Origin of the sequence: Streptomyces sp. NPDC021080 (assembly GCF_044333225.1) — a bacterium.
Classification (GTDB): domain Bacteria; phylum Actinomycetota; class Actinomycetes; order Streptomycetales; family Streptomycetaceae; genus Streptomyces.
Genome location: NZ_JBIRQM010000007.1, coordinates 265,770 through 282,853, shown reverse-complemented (window position 1 = coordinate 282,853; position 17,084 = coordinate 265,770). Strand labels below are relative to the sequence as shown.

The window sequence follows — 17,084 nt, the reverse complement described above, 5'->3', positions numbered from 1 at the left end:
GAACGGGCCGGGTCCGGGGCAGGCCGGTTACGGCAGTGCCAGCATCCGCTCCAGCGCCAGCTTCGCGAACGCCTCGGTCTCCTTGTCGACCTCGATGCGGTTGACGAGGTTGCCCTCGGCGAGGGACTCCAGGGTCCACACCAGGTGGGGCAGGTCGATGCGGTTCATCGTCGAGCAGAAGCAGACCGTCTTGTCGAGGAAGACGATCTCCTTGCCCTCGGGCGCGAACCGGTTCGCGAGCCGCCGTACGAGGTTCAGCTCCGTGCCGATCGCCCACTTGGAGCCGGCCGGGGCGGCCTCCAGGGCCTTGATGATGTACTCCGTGGAGCCGACGTAGTCCGCCGCCGCGACGACCTCGTGCTTGCACTCGGGGTGCACCAGGACGTTGACGCCCGGGATGCGCTCGCGCACGTCGTTCACCGAGTCCACGCTGAAGCGGCCGTGCACCGAGCAGTGGCCGCGCCACAGGATCATCTTCGCGCCGCGCAGCTCCTCCGCGGTCAGCCCGCCGTTCGGCTTGTGCGGGTTGTAGACCACGCAGTCGTCCAGGGACATGCCCATGTCGCGGACGGCGGTGTTGCGGCCGAGGTGCTGGTCGGGCAGGAACAGCACCTGCGAACCCTGCTCGAAGGCCCACTCCAGGGCCCGCTGGGCGTTCGACGACGTGCAGATCGTGCCGCCGTGCTTGCCGGTGAACGCCTTGATGTCGGCGGAGGAGTTCATGTACGAGACGGGCACGACCCGCTCGGCGATGCCGGCCTCGGTCAGGACGTCCCAGCACTCGGCGACCTGCTCGGCGGTGGCCATGTCGGCCATCGAGCAGCCCGCGGCGAGGTCCGGCAGGACGACCTTCTGGGCATCGCCCGTGAGGATGTCGGCGGACTCCGCCATGAAGTGCACACCGCAGAAGACGATGTACTCGGCCTCCGGGCGGGCCGCCGCGTCGCGGGCCAGCTTGAAGGAGTCACCCGTGACGTCAGCGAACTGGATGACCTCGTCGCGCTGGTAGTGGTGGCCGAGCACGAAGACCTTGTCGCCGAGCTTCTCCTTGGCCGCCCGCGCGCGCTCGACCAGGTCCGGGTCGGACGGCGAGGGCAGGTCGCCGGGGCACTCGACGCCCCGCTCGCTCTTCGGGTCGGCCTGGCGGCCGAGCAGCAGCAGGGCGAGGGGCGTCGGCTGTACGTCGAGCTCCTGGGTCTGGGCGGTGGTCACGACACGCACCCTTTCTGTTCTGCGGGTCGCCGGGCTCCCTGAGGAGCGGTCCGGCAGTACGATGCCTTTTCGTCTATTTGACGCTATCTATCATAACCGCTTCACGTCACGTTGACGATGGCCATAGCGTCCATGTGACGTGAATCCCGATCGCCTCTCCGTCGGGTGACACCCGGGTGTCTGTCGGGTTGTCCACAGGCCGGTGTTCGCGCACGGGCGCATGTGCGAGCATGAAGAGAGAAGGCAGAAGACACGAGCTCGGCCCGGAATGAATCCGCGGCCCCGCCGGTTGCAACCTGCGGCAAGCAGTCTCCGTACAACCCGGGAGAGAAGCAGATGTCCGTATCGGACGAGACCACCACCGTGAACGACGGCATCATCCTGTCCGACGCCGCTGCGGCCAAGGTCAAGGCCCTGCTCGACCAGGAAGGCCGCGAGGACCTGGCGCTGCGCGTCGCCGTTCAGCCCGGCGGCTGCTCCGGCCTGCGGTACCAGCTCTTCTTCGACGAGCGCTCGCTCGACGGCGATGTCGTCAAGGACTTCGACGGTGTGAAGGTCGTCACCGACCGCATGAGCGCCCCGTACCTGGGCGGCGCCTCGATCGACTTCGTGGACACCATCGAGAAGCAGGGCTTCACGATCGACAACCCGAACGCGACGGGCTCCTGCGCCTGCGGCGACTCCTTCAGCTAGACCGGGACCGCTCGGACCCGGCATCGGCCGGGCCCGAAGCGAGGCCACCCGGTCCGTGTCCGGCGGGCCACGACCGCCGCTGGGCCGAGCCCGCGGCCCTGCGACGGCGACCGGACGCGCGCGTACGCGCCGGTACGGACGAAGGCGGCGTCCCCTTCGGAGGGGACGCCGCCTTCGCGTGTGTCCGGGACCGGTCCGCCGCCCTCGTGTGTCCGGCGGTGGTCCGCCGCCGGAGGCCGTCCGGGGCCGGTCCGCCGCTAGCGGGGCTCCGCCGACGCCGCTCCGGAGGTCTCGGGGACACCGAAGCGCCCGTGGTGGATCGCCTTGCCGTCGCTGCCCATGACCTCGCGGTCGCCGAGCGGCGCGTCCAGGCGCACCGTCCTCTCGTAGATCTTGGCGATCATGATGCAGACCTTGTTCTTCCAGGGCCTCTCCGTCACGGTGACCGTGACCGCGCCGGAACTCTCGCGCGCCGACACCGTGTAGTCGGCGCACACGCCGCCGGTGAAGTAGACCTTCAGGTTCCTGCCGTCGGCCGCGTAGCCCTGGACGGCGACGCCATGCGTGGCGGCCGGCGAGGACGGCTCGCCGGACGGCACCGGAACCGTCGGATCCGCGCTCGGCGGCGCCGGTGACTGCGGCGACGCCAGGAACGCCGGGTCGACCGCCGGATGCGTCACGGTGTACGTGTCCTGCGCGCCCGGCGACCGCACCTCGAACAGCCAGGACGGCACCAGTGCCTGGCGCCCGTTCGCGCGCTGGGCCGCCAGTCCGAAGGTGGCCTTCTCCACCGTCACCGACCGCGGCTTCGCCGGGGAGGGGTGCTCGCACGGCATCTCGTCCCGGTCCTTCAGCGGTACGGGGCTGGCGCAGCCGCCGGGACCCATGCGCGGCTCGCCCGTCGCCGACGCCGACCCGTTCATCAGGTCCAGCGTCTTCTTCGCCCCGATGACCGGGTACGCGTCGCCCTCCACCGGTGTCTTCAACTGGCCGCTGCCGCCGAGGAGATGGCCGTCCGCGCCGATCCGCAGCCCGGTCGTCCACCCGTAGGTGGGCAGCCCGTCCACCACCGGATCGGCGTTCACCACCCGCACCTGGTTCATGAGCTGGCTCGCGTCCACCTTCGCGTCGTCCTGGCCGACGGCCTTCAGCACGGGCGCCGCCGCCTTCCTGGCCACCGCCTCGCTCACCGGGTCCGCCAGCGTCCCGCCCGAGACGGAGAAGCCGAGCGACCGGCACGGCTTGCCCTTGACGCAGGTGTCGGTCCCCGGGACGGAGGCGCTGAACGTCCAGGTCCCCGGTGCGTCCACGTTCACCCGCAGGTTCGGCTCGGAGCCGTCCTTGACGGAGCCGACCGTCCAGGCGTCCTCGGTCAGCCGCGGCGTGCCCGTCAGGTCCAGGGCCTTCGCGAGCCGGGCCACCTCGGCCCGGGTCACCCTGCCCTCGGCCCACCGCACCTGCGCCGAGCCGGGTCCGGCGGGGAGGGGGCCGCTCGCGCGGTAGACCGTGCCGTAGGGGTCGGGTTCGCCGGGCGCGATGCCGGCGGTGCCGCCCGTGGCCCCGGTGCTCGCGGTGTAGCCGTCGAGGGCCAGCAGCGGGGGAGTCGTGTCGGTGCCGGGGGTACCGGAACGGCCGCCGCCGGACGCCGTCGCGCTGAGGTACGCGCCGCCGCCCCCGACGAGCAGCACGGCGGCGACGACCGAGGCGACGACCGCCGGCGTGCGCCGCCGGCGAACGGCGCCGTTGCCGGCACCCTCGACGGGAACCACGGCGGTGTCCGCCACGGCACCTGCGGGAGAACCGTCGGGGTGCTGGTCGCGGGAACCGTCGGGGTGCTGGTCGTGGAAGCCCTCGGGGCTCGCCGCGACGCCTTCACCGGGACGCCCGGCGGCGTCCCCGGCCGGAGCCGCGACAGGATTCCCGCCGTCACCGGAGCCGGACTTCGCCGTCCCGTCGGCCGGGTCCGCGTCGTGCCTCTCGACGTGACCGGCGCCGGACTTCGCCGTCCCGTCGGTCGCGTTCTCGTCGTGTTCTCCGGGGTGACCGGCCTCGGGCTCCGCGGCCCCGTCGGCCGGGTCCGTGTCGTGTCCTTCGGCGGGACCGGCGTCGGGCTCCGCGGTCCTTTCGGCCGGGGCCTGGGCGTGGCCGGTGCTCGACTCCGCGGTTTCCCGGGGCGGGTCCTCGGCCTGTTCCTCGGCGTGACCGGCGCCGGATTCCGCGGTCCCGTCGGCCGGCGCCTCGCCCGTGTCCTCGGCGGGATCCTCGGCGGCGGCCGTGGCGGTGCCGCTCTCGGCGGCATCCGCGACCGTGTTCTCGGCGGTGTCCTCGGGGGGACCCGTGACGGCGTCCTCGGCGGCGCCGTCGGCGGGACCCCTGACGTGACCCCCGACGGGATCGGTCGCGTCGTTGTCGGGTCGCTCGGTGCTCACCGCATCGCTCCTTCGGCTCCACTGCTGTCCCATGACCCGGCCCTGTCGAAGACGGGCACTCCAGGGTCGTATCGCACATCCCCGGTACGGGGGACAGCGATGGGACGCGGCGGGGGAGCGCACGGTTCCCTGCGAGCGCACTCCGTTTCACCCGTTCGGCGCCGCCGGGGCTCTCACCCGTACGGCGGCACCGCCCGGATGCCGCCGGTCAGTCGCCGTAGTCGGACATCGCGTCCAGCAGCCGCGCCGAGGCGGGCGGCACGGTCACCCCGTGGATGAGGGAGAGGGAGACGTGGAGGGGAGCAACGGGTGCGGGGGCCGACCAGTGACCGGCCATCCGGGCGCAGTCGCCGCGCAGCGACGCCAGATCGCCTTCCAGGTCGCTGACGGGGCCGAGCGGAGCGGTGCCATGGACCTTGAGGTTCGTCATACCGGAACCGTATGCACCGTTGCCGTCACGAAGAAAGATCTACTATCGGGTAGTTTTGGCCCTTCAGGGGTCGCGTGCGGACCCGGTAGCGTTAACTGTCAATCCTCTCTCCTCGCAGGAGCGTGTCCTAGCCGTGCGTATCGCAGTCACCGGCTCCATCGCCACCGACCACCTCATGACCTTCCCCGGCCGTTTCGCCGACCAGCTGGTCGCCGATCAGCTGCACACGGTCTCCCTCTCCTTCCTGGTCGACAACCTCGATGTCCGCCGGGGAGGGGTCGGCGCGAACATCGCGTTCGGCATGGGCCAGCTCGGTACCCGTCCGATCCTGGTCGGAGCGGCCGGCTCGGACTTCGACGAGTACCGTGCCTGGCTGGACCGGCACGGCGTCGACACCGCCTCCGTGCGCATCTCCGAGGTGCTGCACACCGCGCGCTTCGTGTGCACCACGGACGCCGACCACAACCAGATCGGCTCCTTCTACACGGGCGCGATGAGCGAGGCCCGGCTCATCGAGCTCAAGGCCGTCGCGGACCGGGTCGGCGGTCTCGACCTCGTCCTGATCGGAGCGGACGATCCCGAGGGGATGCTCCGCCACACCGAGGAGTGCCGCTCGCGCTCGATCCCGTTCGCCGCCGACTTCTCGCAGCAGATCGCGCGGATGAACGGCGACGAGATCCGGATACTGCTGGACGGCGCGACGTACCTCTTCTCGAACGAGTACGAGAAGGGGCTCATCGAGTCCAAGACGGGCTGGAGCGACGAGGAGATCCTCTCCAAGGTCGGCCACCGGGTCACCACCCTCGGCTCGCGCGGCGTCCGCATCGAGCGCGTCGGCCAGGACCCGATCGAGGTCGGCTGCCCCGAGGAGCAGCTCAAGGCGGACCCGACCGGTGTCGGTGACGCGTTCCGCGCCGGCTTCCTCTCCGGCCTGGCCTGGGGCGTCGACCTGGAGCGCGCCGCCCAGGTCGGCTGCATGCTCGCCACCCTGGTCATCGAGACCGTCGGCACGCAGGAGTACCAGCTGAGCCGCGCCCACTTCATGGACCGCTTCACCAAGGCGTACGGCGACGACGCCGCCATCGAGGTCCGGGCGCACCTCTCCTAGACACGTCCGGGCACCGAGCTCCGGGCCCGCCTCCGTCCGACGGAGGCGGGCCCCGCGCTGTCCGGCGGCCCCGGGCCGGGTCCTACGACAGCCGGCGGACGACGTAGGCCGAGCCGTGAACCGCCTCCTCCTCCCCGACGTACTCCTGGCCCCGCATCTCGCACCACGCGGGGATGTCGAGGCGGGCCGCCTCGTCGTCGGACAGGACCCGGACCGTGCCGCCGACCGGTACGTCCCCGATGACCTTGGCCAGTTCGATGACGGGGATCGGGCAGCGCCTGCCCAGCGCGTCGACCACCAGCGCGTCGACGGACGCGGGCACCTTCGTCACCGCCGTCGGCGCCCCCAGCTTCTCGCGGACCCCGGAGACCATGCCGGGCAGGACCGACAGGAAGCGGTCGACGTCCTCCGCCGCGGTGCCGGGCGGCAGCGACACCCGCACGTTGCCCTCGCTCAGGACGCCCATGGCCTTCAGGACATGGCTCGGGGTCAGGGTGCTGCTCGTGCAGGACGAGCCGGAGGAGACCGAGAAGCCCGCGCGGTCCAGTTCGTGCAGCAGGGTCTCCCCGTCGACATAGAGACAGGAGAAGGTGACGATCCCCGGGAGCCGGCGGACCGCGTCGCCGACCACCTCGACGTCCGGCACCAGCGCGGGCACCCGCGCGCGGATCCGCTCCGTCAGTTCACGCAGGCGCGCCGCCTCCGCCGCCGCCTTCGCGTGGACGGCCCGCAGCGAAGCCGCCGCGGCGACGATCGCCGGGATGTTCTCGAACCCGGCCGCGCGCCCCGACTCCCGCTCGTCCGCGGGCCCTTGGGGTGCGAACCGGACACCTTTGCGCACGACGAGCAGTCCGACACCTGAGGGTCCGCCCCATTTGTGGGCACTCGCCGTCAGCAGGGACCAGTCGCCCTCCACCCGCCCCCAGCCCAGGGACTGCGCCGCGTCCACCAGCAGGGGCACCCCCGCCTCCCGGCACAGTTGTGCCACCTCGGCCACCGGCTGCTCCGTGCCCACCTCGTGGTTGGCGGACTGCAGGCACGCCAGCGCGGTGCCGGGACCGAGGGCCGCGGCGAAGGAAGAAGGGGACACCCGCCCGGTGCGCTCCACCTGAACACGGGTCACCGAACCGCCCGACGCCTCGTGGAGGTCCACCGAATGGAGCACCGAAGAATGTTCGACCGCTGACACGATCAGGTGGTGTCCGATGCGCCGCCGGCCCGCCAGTGCGCCCGCGATGCCGGAGTGCACCGCGCGGGTCCCGGAGGTGGTGAAGGCCAGCTCGTCGGGACGGCAGCCCACCGCCTCGGCCGCCGCCTCGCGCGCCGCGTCGAGGAGCAGCCGGGCCCTCCTTCCCTCACGGTAGAGACGGGCGGGATCGGCCCACCCCTCGTCGAACGAGGCCTGCAGGGCCTGCCGGGCGACGGGATGCAGCGGTGCCGCGGACGCGGCGTCGAAGTAGGACACGCCACCACGCTAGTGCCGGGAGCGGCGGTATCCGCCCGCCGCGGGTCTCCCCAAGGGGGCGTCAGAAGCCATCCGGACCGGGGCATTCCAGGTGCTCCGAGGGGGTCTGACAGGCGAAACAGCACTCCTTCGGGGAGTCGGGCGGCGCGTTGGGCACCCTCCCCGCGCGACCCCAAATAGCGTCCAGTAGGGTTTGGTCCGCATAAACATCCAAACCCCTGCCCGACGCAGGGCGGCGACCGACCAGCGAGAAGGCCGCAGCCAACAGCGCGGGCGAGACTCTCGGGAAGGCGCTACGTGAGTCCCAACGGCTCCGACCGCTCGCCGCGGCGCCCGATGCGGCGGAAGCTGCTGCAGGCAATGACTGCGGGCCTGGTCCTGGCGACAGCCACTGGTTGCTCGTACAACTGGGAAGACTTCCCCCGCCTTGGTATGCCCACCCCGGTCACGGAGCAGGCTCCGCGGATCCTCTCCCTCTGGCAGGGCTCGTGGGCGGCCGCGCTCGCCACGGGCGTGCTGGTCTGGGGCCTGATCCTGTGGAGCGTCATCTTCCACCGGCGCAGCCGGACCAAGGTCGAAGTCCCTCCGCAGACCCGGTACAACATGCCCATCGAGGCGCTGTACACGGTGGTCCCGCTCATCATCGTCTCCGTGCTGTTCTACTTCACGGCACGCGACGAGACGAAGCTCCTCAGCCTCAGCCCGAAGCCCGACGTCACGGTCAACGTGGTCGGCTTCCAGTGGAGCTGGGGCTTCAACTACATCGAGGACGTCCCCGGTTCTTCCGGGAACGCCAAGACCGACCCGAACCTGGCCGCGATTCCGGACCGGTTCAAGAAGGACTTCCCGGCGAACGCCGGCGGTGTCTACGACGTCGGCACGCCCGCCACGAAGAACCCGCAGACGGGCAACCCGGGTCCGACCCTCTGGCTCCCCAAGGGCAAGACGGTCCGCTTCGTCCTCACTTCGCGTGACGTCATCCACTCCTTCTGGGTGGTGCCGTTCCTCATGAAGCAGGACGTCATCCCGGGGCACACCAACTCCTTCCAGGTGACCCCCAACCGTGAGGGCACCTTCCTGGGCAAGTGCGCCGAGCTGTGCGGCGTCGACCACTCCCGGATGCTCTTCAACGTGAAGGTCGTCTCCCCCGAGCGCTACGAGGCCCACCTCAAGGAGCTCGTGGCGAAGGGACAGACCGGTTACGTCCCGGCCGGCATTGAGCAGACGGGCCACGAGAAGAACCGGGAGACGAACAACCTGTGAGCATCCTCAACGAACCCCAGGGTGCCGCCGAAGACTCGTACGAGAACGAGCTGCCGGTGCGGCGCAAGCAGCCCGGCAGTGTCGTGATCAAGTGGCTCACCACCACTGACCACAAGACGATCGGTACGCTCTACCTCGTCACCTCGTTCGCGTTCTTCCTGGTCGGCGGCGTCATGGCGCTGCTCATGCGCGCCGAACTGGCGCGCCCCGGACTGCAGATCCTCTCGAACGAGCAGTTCAACCAGGCGTTCACGATGCACGGCACGATCATGCTGCTGATGTTCGCGACGCCGCTGTTCGCCGGTTTCACGAACTGGATCATGCCGCTGCAGATCGGCGCGCCCGACGTGGCGTTCCCGCGGCTGAACATGTTCGCCTACTGGCTGTACCTCTTCGGCTCGACGATCGCGGTCGGCGGCTTCCTCACGCCGCAGGGCGCGGCCGACTTCGGCTGGTTCGCCTACAGCCCGCTGTCGGACGCGGTCCGCTCGCCGGGCATCGGCGCCGACATGTGGATCATGGGTCTGGCCTTCTCCGGCTTCGGCACCATCCTCGGCGCGGTCAACTTCATCACCACGATCATCTGCATGCGCGCTCCCGGCATGACGATGTTCCGTATGCCGATCTTCGTGTGGAACGTCCTGCTCACCGCGGTTCTGGTGCTGCTGGCCTTCCCCGTCCTCGCGGCGGCGCTGTTCGCCCTGGAGGCGGACCGTAAATTCGGTGCGCACGTGTTCGACGCGGCAAACGGCGGAGCCTTGCTCTGGCAACACCTCTTCTGGTTCTTCGGCCATCCAGAGGTGTACATCATCGCCCTGCCGTTCTTCGGCATCATCTCCGAAGTCATCCCGGTGTTCTCGCGCAAGCCGATGTTCGGTTACATGGGTCTGATCGGCGCGACCATCGCGATCGCCGGTCTCTCCGTGACCGTGTGGGCGCACCACATGTACGTCACCGGTGGCGTACTCCTCCCGTTCTTCTCCTTCATGACGTTCCTCATCGCCGTACCGACCGGTGTGAAGTTCTTCAACTGGATCGGAACGATGTGGAAGGGCTCGCTGTCCTTCGAGACACCGATGCTCTGGGCCGTCGGCTTCCTCATCACGTTCACCTTCGGCGGTCTGACCGGCGTCATCCTGGCCTCGCCGCCGATGGACTTCCACGTGTCCGACTCCTACTTCGTGGTGGCGCACTTCCACTACGTCGTGTTCGGCACCGTGGTGTTCGCGATGTTCTCCGGCTTCCACTTCTGGTGGCCGAAGATGACCGGCAAGATGCTCGACGAGCGTCTCGGCAAGATCACCTTCTGGACGCTGTTCGTGGGCTTCCACGGCACGTTCCTGGTGCAGCACTGGCTGGGCGCCGAGGGCATGCCGCGTCGTTACGCGGACTACCTCGCGGCCGACGGTTTCACCGCGCTGAACACGATCTCGACGATCAGCTCCTTCCTGCTCGGCCTGTCGATCCTGCCGTTCCTCTACAACGTGTGGAAGACGGCCAAGTACGGCAAGAAGGTCGAGGTCGACGACCCGTGGGGCTACGGCCGTTCGCTCGAATGGGCGACGTCCTGCCCGCCGCCGCGGCACAACTTCCTCACCCTGCCGCGGATCCGCAGTGAATCCCCGGCCTTCGACCTGCACCACCCGGAGATCGCCGCTCTCGACCAGCTCGAGAACGCCGGTCACGGTTCGTCGGCCCTTCCTGGCGGAAAGGAGGCCGGCAAGTGAAGGTCCAAGGCAAGATGTTCATCTGGCTGGCGCTGTTCATCCTTGTCATGGGCGTCGTCTACGGCGTCTGGTCCAAGGAGCCGGCCGGCACCACGGCCCTCTTCATGGGCTTCGGCCTGAGCATGATGATCGGCTACTACCTGGCCTTCACGGCCCGGCGTGTCGACGCGATGGCGCAGGACAACAAGGAGGCCGACGTCGCGGACGAGGCCGGCGAAGTGGGCTTCTTCAGCCCGCACAGCTGGCAGCCGCTCGCGCTCGGCGCCGGTGGCGCGCTCGCCTTCATGGGCGTCGTCTTCGGCTGGTGGCTGCTGTACTTCTCGGCACCGCTGATCATGCTCGGCCTGTGGGGCTGGGTCTTCGAGTACTACCACGGTGAGAACCGCACCCAGTAGCACGCGCTGAACACCCGGGAGCCCGGACACTCCGTCAGGAGAGTCCGGGCTCCCTCTTTTGCCGTGGCTCGTGTCCCTCGCTCGGCTCACCCGGCGCGCCGTGCTTGACGGGCGTTCATAGCGTGGACTCATGAAGCACTCACCGCGAATCCGCACGGTCGTCAGCTGCACCGCGCTGGTGGTCGCCCTCGGCGCCGGTGCCGTCGCCTGCGGCTCCGACGACCACCCGCTCTCGGCGAAGCCGTACGACGCGGCGGGACAGATCTCGTTCAAGGGTCTCTCCGAGGACAGCAGCAAGCAGACCAAGGTCGACCCCGACAAGCCCCTGGAAATCACCACCGAGCGTGACGCGGGGCGCATCACCGACGTGACCGCCACGGATGCCTCAGGACGCTATGTCGCGGGCGAACTGGCCGCCGACGGCAGCCGCTGGCACAGCACCTCGCCCCTCGCCGCAGGCGCCCACTACACGGTGCGCGTGAGCACAGAGGACGCGGACGGCGCCCCCGGCCGCAAGGTCATCGGCTTCGACACCAGCACGCCGAAGACGAAGAAGCTGCTGAACGTCGAATTCGGTCCCACGACGGGCAAGTACGGCGTCGGCCAGCCCATCACCGCCGAACTCAGCGCCCCCGTCAAGGACAAGGCGGCCCGCACGATCGTCGAGCGCGCCCTGAGGGTCGACTCCACGCCCGCGGTGGACGGCTCCTGGTACTGGGTGGACGACAAGACGCTGCACTACCGCCCCAAGGAATACTGGCCCGCCCACGCCACCGTGACGGCCCACAGCAACCTCGCCGGCGTCAGGATCGGCGAGCGACTGTGGGGCGGCGACGCCAAGCCCGTGAAGATCACCACAGGGGACAGCCTGGTCGCCCTGACCGACGCCGCCACCCACTCCATGACGGTCTACCGCAACGGCCAGGACATCAAGGAGATCCCCGTCACCACGGGCAAGCCCGGCTTCGACACGCGCAACGGCGTCAAGGTCGTGCTCGGCAAGGAGTCCCTCGTACGGATGCGCGGTACCAGCATCGGCATCGCCGAGGGCAGTTCGGACTCCTACGACCTGGAGGTGCGCTACGCGACCCGGGTCACCTGGAGCGGCGAGTACGTCCACGCCGCGCCCTGGTCGACCGGCTCCCAGGGGTACGCCAACGTCAGCCACGGCTGCACCGGAATGAGCACCGAGAACGCCGAGTGGTTCTTCGACACGTTCAACGAGGGGGACATAGTCAAGGTCGTCAACTCCGACGGCAAGACCATGGACACCTTCGGGAACGGCTACGGCGACTGGAACCTCGACTGGAAGAACTGGCGCGAGGGCAGCGCGCTGGTGGCCGGGTCCCCGGACGCCCCGAACGCGGCCCAGCGCGCCAGGCTGCGCCCCGAGAGCGTGTGAGGCCGGGCCCGGAAGCGTCCGAACGGGGCCCGGAACGCGTGAGGCCGGGCCCGGGAGTGTCCGAGGCGTGCCCCGGGAGTCCGGGGCCGCGCCCCGGGAGCGGGTGAGGCCGCGCCCCTCCCGGGGCGCGGGTTCCTCACGCGCTCAGAAGGTTCCTGCGGCGCAGCAGGGAGGCCAGTGAGGCGGCGAACTCCACCGGGTCGACCGGCAGGGTCACCGCGGCGTCGGCACGGCTCCAGGTGGCCAGCCAGGCGTCCTGCGGACGGCCGATGAGCACCAGCACGGGCGGGCAGTTGAAGATCTCGTCCTTGATCTGCCGGCACACCCCCATGCCGCCCATCGGCACCGCCTCGCCGTCCAGCACGCAGACGTCGATGCCGCCCTTGTCGAGCTCCTTGACGACGGCGGCCGGCGTCGCGCACTCGATGAACTCGACGAGGGGAGAGTCCGGGGCGGGCCTGCGCCCGGTGGCGAGCCGCACCTGTGCGCGGGTGTTGGAGTCGTCGCTGTAGACCAGCACCGTGGCGGTCGGCTGCATTCTTCCTCCGAGACGTCAGCGTCGTACGGACAGCGTGCGCATCGGGCTGATCGTCCCCGCCCGATGCGCGGATGCTACTCCCTTGAACACCTCGTCAACACCGGTTCGGACACGGCTTCGATGGTCCATACGGGCTGGGCACACCCGGTCAACACCCCGAACGGCACCCCCCGGCGTGAGGGCGGGATAAGCGACCGACATAATGTCGGTCGTGGCGACAGCAACGACAGTAGAAACCGGGCACGCGCACCCGTCGGTCAATCGGCCGAACCTCACCAGCGTCGGAACCATCATCTGGTTGAGTTCCGAGCTGATGTTCTTCGCGGCCCTCTTCGCGATGTACTTCACCCTGCGATCGGTGACCGGGCCGGATCACTGGAAGGAAATGGCGTCCAGCCTGAACCTTCCGTTCTCGGCGACGAACACCACGATCCTGGTGCTCTCCTCCCTGACCTGCCAGCTCGGCGTGTTCGCCGCCGAGCGCGGGGACGTGAAGAAGCTCCGGATGTGGTTCATCGTCACCTTCGTCATGGGTGCGATCTTCATCGGCGGTCAGGTCTTCGAGTACACCGAACTGGTCACGAAGGACGGGCTCTCGCTCTCCTCCGACCCGTACGGCTCGGTGTTCTACCTGACCACCGGCTTCCACGGACTGCATGTGACGGGCGGACTCATCGCCTTCCTGCTGGTCCTCGGTCGCACCTACGCGGCTCGGAGGTTCACTCACGAGCAGGCGACCGCCGCCATCGTCGTGTCCTACTACTGGCACTTCGTCGATGTCGTCTGGATCGGCCTTTTCGCCACGATCTACCTGATCAAGTAATCGGGCCCACCGCCCGAAACATCCAGAAGCACCGACGCAGAAGATCCTGACACCGGGGTAATCCGTGAAAAAGCTCTCCGCACGACGACGCCATCCGCTGGCGGCGGTCGTCGTCCTACTCCTCGCGCTGGCGGCCACCGGGGGGCTGTACGCCGCGTTCGCACCCGCGGGCAAGGCGCAGGCCGATGAAACCGCCCAGTCCCTCGGTATCACCGAGGGCAAAAAGCTGTACTCCGTGGGCTGCGCAAGCTGCCACGGATCCGGCGGTCAGGGCAGCTCCGACGGTCCGAGCCTGGTGGGTGTGGGCGCCGCGGCGGTCGACTTCCAGGTCGGCACCGGCCGCATGCCGGCCCAGCAGCCGGGCGCTCAGATCCCGCGCAAGAAGGTCATCTACACGCAGGCCGAGATCGACCAGCTCGCGGCCTACATCGCCTCGCTCGGCGCCGGCCCCGCGATCCCGACCAAGAACCAGGTCAGCCCCGGGGGCGCGGACATCGCCAAGGGCGGTGAACTCTTCCGCACCAACTGCGCCCAGTGCCACAACTTCACCGGCAAGGGCGGCGCGCTGACGCACGGCAAGTTCGCGCCGAGCCTGGAGGGTGTCGACCCGAAGCACATCTACGAGGCCATGCAGACGGGCCCGCAGAACATGCCGTCCTTCCCCGACACCACGCTGACGGAGAAGAACAAGCAGGACATCATCGCGTACCTCGACGCGGTCAACGGTGACAACACCGAGAGCAACGGCGGACTCGAACTGGGCGGCCTCGGGCCGGTCAGCGAGGGCCTGTTCGGCTGGGTCTTCGGTCTCGGAACCCTGATCGCCGTCGCCGTCTGGGTCGCCGCTCGGACCGCAAAGGCCAAGAAGTCATGAGTAGCCAAGAGATTCCAGAAGAGAACGTGCCCGCCGAGCGGGCCTCCGACGACCACGCCGGTCACGGTCACGGTCCGGTAGCCGTCGCGGACGAGCAGAACCCGTTCGCGGACCCGGGGCTGCCGCCCCACGAGCACCGCATCCAGGACATCGACGAGCGGGCCGCCAAGCGGTCCGAGCGCCTGGTCGCCATGCTGTTCGTGCTGTCGATGGTTGCCACCGTCGGCTTCATCGCCTCGTACGTGGCGATCCCGAACGACAAGTCGATCTTCGTGTTCCCGCTCGGCCACATCAGCGCGATGAACTTCTCGCTGGGCATGTGCCTCGGCGTGGCGCTGTTCTCGATCGGCGCGGGCGCGGTCCACTGGGCCCGCACCCTGATGTCCGACGTGGAGGTCGCCGACGAGCGTCACCCGATCGAGGCGGCGCCCGACGTCAAGGCCAAGGTCCTGGCCGACTTCAAGCAGGGTGCCAAGGAGTCCGCGCTCGGACGCCGCAAGCTGATCCGCAACACGATGTTCGGCGCGCTGGCCCTGTTCCCGCTCTCCGGCGTCATGCTGCTGCGCGACCTCGGTCCGCTGCCCGGCACGAAGCTGCGCCACACCCTGTGGTCCAAGGGCAAGCTCCTCGTCAACATGAACACGAACGAGCCGCTGCGTCCCTCGGACGTGGCCGTCGGTTCGCTCACCTTCGTCAAGCCCGAGGGCCTGGAGACGGAGGACGAGGACTTCCAGAAGGAGATCGCCAAGGCGGCCCTGATGATCATCCGGCTCCAGCCGGAGGACATCAAGGACAAGCAGGAACTCGAGTGGTCCTACCAGGGCATCGTGGCGTACTCGAAGATCTGCACCCACGTCGGCTGCCCGATCTCCCTGTACGAGCAGCAGACGCACCACGCGCTGTGCCCGTGCCACCAGTCCACCTTCGACCTCTCCGACGGTGCCCGAGTCATCTTCGGCCCGGCCGGTCACGCCCTGCCGCAGCTGCAGATCGGCGTGAACGCTGAGGGCTACCTCGAAGCGCTCAGCGACTTCCAGGAGCCCGTCGGTCCTGCATTCTGGGAGCGCGGATGAGCACTACCACCACCTCCGACTCGCGCCCCTCGCGCGAGAAGGCGCCCGCCGGTGAGCGGGTCGCCGACTGGGCCGACGGCCGCCTCGGGATCTACTCCCTGGCCAAGTCCAACATGCGCAAGATCTTCCCCGACCACTGGTCGTTCATGTTGGGTGAGGTCTGCCTCTACAGCTTCATCATCATCATCCTCACGGGTGTGTACCTGACGCTGTTCTTCCACCCGTCGATGAACGAGGTGGTCTACAACGGCAGCTACGTCCCGCTGCAGGGCCAGCTGATGTCCGAGGCGTTCAACTCGACCATGCACATCTCCTTCGATGTGCGCGGTGGTCTGCTGATCCGTCAGATCCACCACTGGGCCGCGCTGATCTTCCTCGCCGGCATGTTCGTGCACATGATGCGCGTGTTCTTCACGGGTGCGTTCCGCAAGCCCCGTGAGATCAACTGGGTCTTCGGATTCCTGCTGTTCGTCCTCGGCATGTTCACCGGCTTCACCGGTTACTCGCTCCCGGACGACCTGCTCTCCGGCACCGGTGTCCGCTTCATGGAGGGCGCGGTCCTGTCCGTGCCGATCGTCGGCACGTACCTGTCGTTCTTCCTGTTCGGCGGCGAGTTCCCGGGCGGCGACTTCGTGGCCCGCTTCTACGCGGTGCACGTGCTGCTGCTGCCGGGCATCATGCTCGGCCTGGTCGTCGGCCACCTGATCCTGGTCTTCTACCACAAGCACACGCAGTTCGCGGGCCCCGGCAAGACGAACAACAACGTCGTCGGCATGCCGCTGCTGCCGGTCTACATGGCCAAGGCCGGAGGCTTCTTCTTCCTGGTCTTCGGCGTCATCGCGGCCATCGCGGCGATCGCCTCGATCAACCCGATCTGGGCCATGGGTCCGTACCGTCCGGACATGGTGTCCACGGGCGCCCAGCCCGACTGGTACATGGGCTTCTCCGAGGGCCTGATCCGTGTCATGCCGGGCTGGGAGATCAACCTCTGGGGCCACACGCTCGTCCTGGGCGTGTTCATCCCGCTGGTGATCTTCCCGCTGGTCCTGGTCGCCATCGCGGTCTACCCGTTCATCGAGTCCTGGGTCACCGGCGACAAGCGCGAGCACCACATCCTGGACCGCCCGCGCAACGTCCCGACCCGGACCGCGTTCGGTGCCGCCTGGATCAGCTGGTACTTCGTCCTGCTCGTCGGCGGCGGCAACGACATCTGGGCCACGCACTTCCACCTGGCGATCAACTCGATCACCTGGTTCGTGCGGATCGCCTTCTTCGTCGTGCCGGTGCTCACCTTCCTCGCCACCAAGCGGATCTGCCTCGGCCTCCAGCGCCGGGACCGGGACAAGGTGCTGCACGGCCGTGAGTCGGGCATCATCAAGCGCCTGCCGCACGGTGAGTTCATCGAGGTCCACGAGCCGCTCAGCCAGGACGCGCTGCACACGCTCACCGCGCACGAGCAGTACAAGCCGCTCGAGATCGGCCCGACGGTCGACGAGAACGGTGTCGAGCGCAAGGTCTCGGGCGCGCAGAAGCTGCGCGCCAAGATGAGCGAGGGCTTCTACGGCGAGGAGGGCCAGATCCCCAAGCCCACCGTCGAGGAGTACAAGGAGATCGCGAGCGGCCACGGCCACCACTGATCCCCGGCTGTTCGC

The 17,084-nt window shown here is 69.0% G+C and carries 15 protein-coding genes; 10 read left to right on the top strand and 5 right to left on the bottom strand.

What is annotated here, in order from left to right:
* Positions 1-27: 27 nt before the first annotated feature.
* The gene (gene nadA, locus ACH4S8_RS19535; RefSeq protein ID WP_103553469.1) at positions 28-1,212 is read right to left on the bottom strand and encodes a quinolinate synthase NadA; all 1,185 of its coding nucleotides are present in this window, start codon (positions 1,210-1,212) and stop codon (positions 28-30) included.
* 336 nt (positions 1,213-1,548) lie between these two features.
* Here nadA and erpA point away from each other — a divergent pair, with 336 nt between their 5' ends.
* Positions 1,549-1,905, top strand: coding sequence for an iron-sulfur cluster insertion protein ErpA (gene erpA, locus ACH4S8_RS19530; RefSeq protein ID WP_037623995.1), 357 nt, complete (start codon positions 1,549-1,551; stop codon positions 1,903-1,905).
* 257 nt (positions 1,906-2,162) lie between these two features.
* Here the strand turns inward: erpA and ACH4S8_RS19525 are convergent, their stop codons facing one another.
* Entirely contained in the window at positions 2,163-4,334 is a 2,172-nt protein-coding gene (locus ACH4S8_RS19525) for a hypothetical protein (protein ID WP_398395527.1), read from the bottom strand.
* Positions 4,335-4,542: 208 nt separating this feature from the next.
* Positions 4,543-4,764: a hypothetical protein gene (locus ACH4S8_RS19520; protein ID WP_398395525.1), complete on the bottom strand. Its 222-nt coding sequence runs from the start codon at positions 4,762-4,764 to the stop codon at positions 4,543-4,545.
* A gap of 133 nt (positions 4,765-4,897) precedes the next feature.
* Here ACH4S8_RS19520 and ACH4S8_RS19515 point away from each other — a divergent pair, with 133 nt between their 5' ends.
* On the top strand, positions 4,898-5,872 hold the full coding sequence (locus ACH4S8_RS19515; protein ID WP_398395523.1) for a carbohydrate kinase family protein: 975 nt from the start codon (positions 4,898-4,900) through the stop codon (positions 5,870-5,872).
* A gap of 82 nt (positions 5,873-5,954) precedes the next feature.
* On the opposite strand, the gene ACH4S8_RS19510 is transcribed toward ACH4S8_RS19515, so the two are convergent.
* Positions 5,955-7,337, bottom strand: coding sequence for a cysteine desulfurase/sulfurtransferase TusA family protein (locus tag ACH4S8_RS19510; protein ID WP_398395521.1), 1,383 nt, complete (start codon positions 7,335-7,337; stop codon positions 5,955-5,957).
* A 297-nt stretch (positions 7,338-7,634) separates the two neighbouring features.
* Between ACH4S8_RS19510 and coxB the strand changes: the two genes are divergently transcribed.
* The 4 genes from coxB to ACH4S8_RS19490 all read left to right on the top strand — a co-directional run bounded on the left by coxB (position 7,635) and on the right by ACH4S8_RS19490 (position 12,124).
* Positions 7,635-8,600, top strand: coding sequence for a cytochrome c oxidase subunit II (coxB, locus tag ACH4S8_RS19505; protein WP_398395519.1), 966 nt, complete (start codon positions 7,635-7,637; stop codon positions 8,598-8,600).
* Positions 8,597-10,327 (top strand): cytochrome c oxidase subunit I, encoded by a 1,731-nt coding sequence (ctaD, locus tag ACH4S8_RS19500; RefSeq protein WP_385407251.1) that lies wholly within the window; start codon positions 8,597-8,599, stop codon positions 10,325-10,327. The genes coxB and ctaD overlap by 4 nt, the downstream gene beginning before the upstream one ends.
* The gene (locus ACH4S8_RS19495; RefSeq protein WP_398395517.1) at positions 10,324-10,722 is read left to right on the top strand and encodes a cytochrome c oxidase subunit 4; all 399 of its coding nucleotides are present in this window, start codon (positions 10,324-10,326) and stop codon (positions 10,720-10,722) included. Before ctaD ends, ACH4S8_RS19495 begins: the two co-directional genes overlap by 4 nt.
* A gap of 130 nt (positions 10,723-10,852) precedes the next feature.
* Positions 10,853-12,124, top strand: a complete 1,272-nt coding sequence (locus tag ACH4S8_RS19490) for an Ig-like domain-containing protein (RefSeq protein ID WP_398395515.1) — start codon at positions 10,853-10,855, stop codon at positions 12,122-12,124.
* A 136-nt stretch (positions 12,125-12,260) separates the two neighbouring features.
* Here ACH4S8_RS19490 and ACH4S8_RS19485 read toward each other — a convergent pair whose 3' ends face one another.
* Positions 12,261-12,662 (bottom strand): hypothetical protein, encoded by a 402-nt coding sequence (locus tag ACH4S8_RS19485; protein WP_398395513.1) that lies wholly within the window; start codon positions 12,660-12,662, stop codon positions 12,261-12,263.
* 202 nt (positions 12,663-12,864) lie between these two features.
* On the opposite strand from ACH4S8_RS19485, the gene ACH4S8_RS19480 reads away from it, so the two are divergent.
* From ACH4S8_RS19480 to ACH4S8_RS19465, 4 genes are all read left to right on the top strand, one after another.
* Positions 12,865-13,485: a heme-copper oxidase subunit III gene (locus tag ACH4S8_RS19480; RefSeq protein WP_398395511.1), complete on the top strand. Its 621-nt coding sequence runs from the start codon at positions 12,865-12,867 to the stop codon at positions 13,483-13,485.
* 64 nt (positions 13,486-13,549) lie between these two features.
* The gene (locus tag ACH4S8_RS19475) at positions 13,550-14,359 is read left to right on the top strand and encodes a c-type cytochrome (RefSeq protein ID WP_398395509.1); all 810 of its coding nucleotides are present in this window, start codon (positions 13,550-13,552) and stop codon (positions 14,357-14,359) included.
* Complete coding sequence (locus tag ACH4S8_RS19470; RefSeq protein WP_398395507.1) at positions 14,356-15,432, top strand: Rieske 2Fe-2S domain-containing protein; 1,077 nt, start codon at positions 14,356-14,358, stop codon at positions 15,430-15,432. The genes ACH4S8_RS19475 and ACH4S8_RS19470 overlap by 4 nt, the downstream gene beginning before the upstream one ends.
* Positions 15,429-17,069 (top strand): cytochrome bc complex cytochrome b subunit, encoded by a 1,641-nt coding sequence (locus ACH4S8_RS19465; RefSeq protein WP_398395505.1) that lies wholly within the window; start codon positions 15,429-15,431, stop codon positions 17,067-17,069. Before ACH4S8_RS19470 ends, ACH4S8_RS19465 begins: the two co-directional genes overlap by 4 nt.
* Positions 17,070-17,084: the final 15 nt, after the last annotated feature.

What these genes read in the sequence shown, in the direction of transcription:
- ACH4S8_RS19485 (WP_398395513.1), bottom strand. Translation starts at nt 12,662, where the DNA reads ATGCAGCCGACCGCCACGGTGCTGGTCTACAGCGACGACTCCAACACC.
- ACH4S8_RS19470 (WP_398395507.1), top strand. Translation starts at nt 14,356, where the DNA reads ATGAGTAGCCAAGAGATTCCAGAAGAGAACGTGCCCGCCGAGCGGGCC.
- ACH4S8_RS19480 (WP_398395511.1), top strand. Translation starts at nt 12,865, where the DNA reads ATGTCGGTCGTGGCGACAGCAACGACAGTAGAAACCGGGCACGCGCAC.
- ACH4S8_RS19520 (WP_398395525.1), bottom strand. Translation starts at nt 4,764, where the DNA reads ATGACGAACCTCAAGGTCCATGGCACCGCTCCGCTCGGCCCCGTCAGC.
- erpA (WP_037623995.1), top strand. Translation starts at nt 1,549, where the DNA reads ATGTCCGTATCGGACGAGACCACCACCGTGAACGACGGCATCATCCTG.
- ACH4S8_RS19465 (WP_398395505.1), top strand. Translation starts at nt 15,429, where the DNA reads ATGAGCACTACCACCACCTCCGACTCGCGCCCCTCGCGCGAGAAGGCG.
- ACH4S8_RS19490 (WP_398395515.1), top strand. Translation starts at nt 10,853, where the DNA reads ATGAAGCACTCACCGCGAATCCGCACGGTCGTCAGCTGCACCGCGCTG.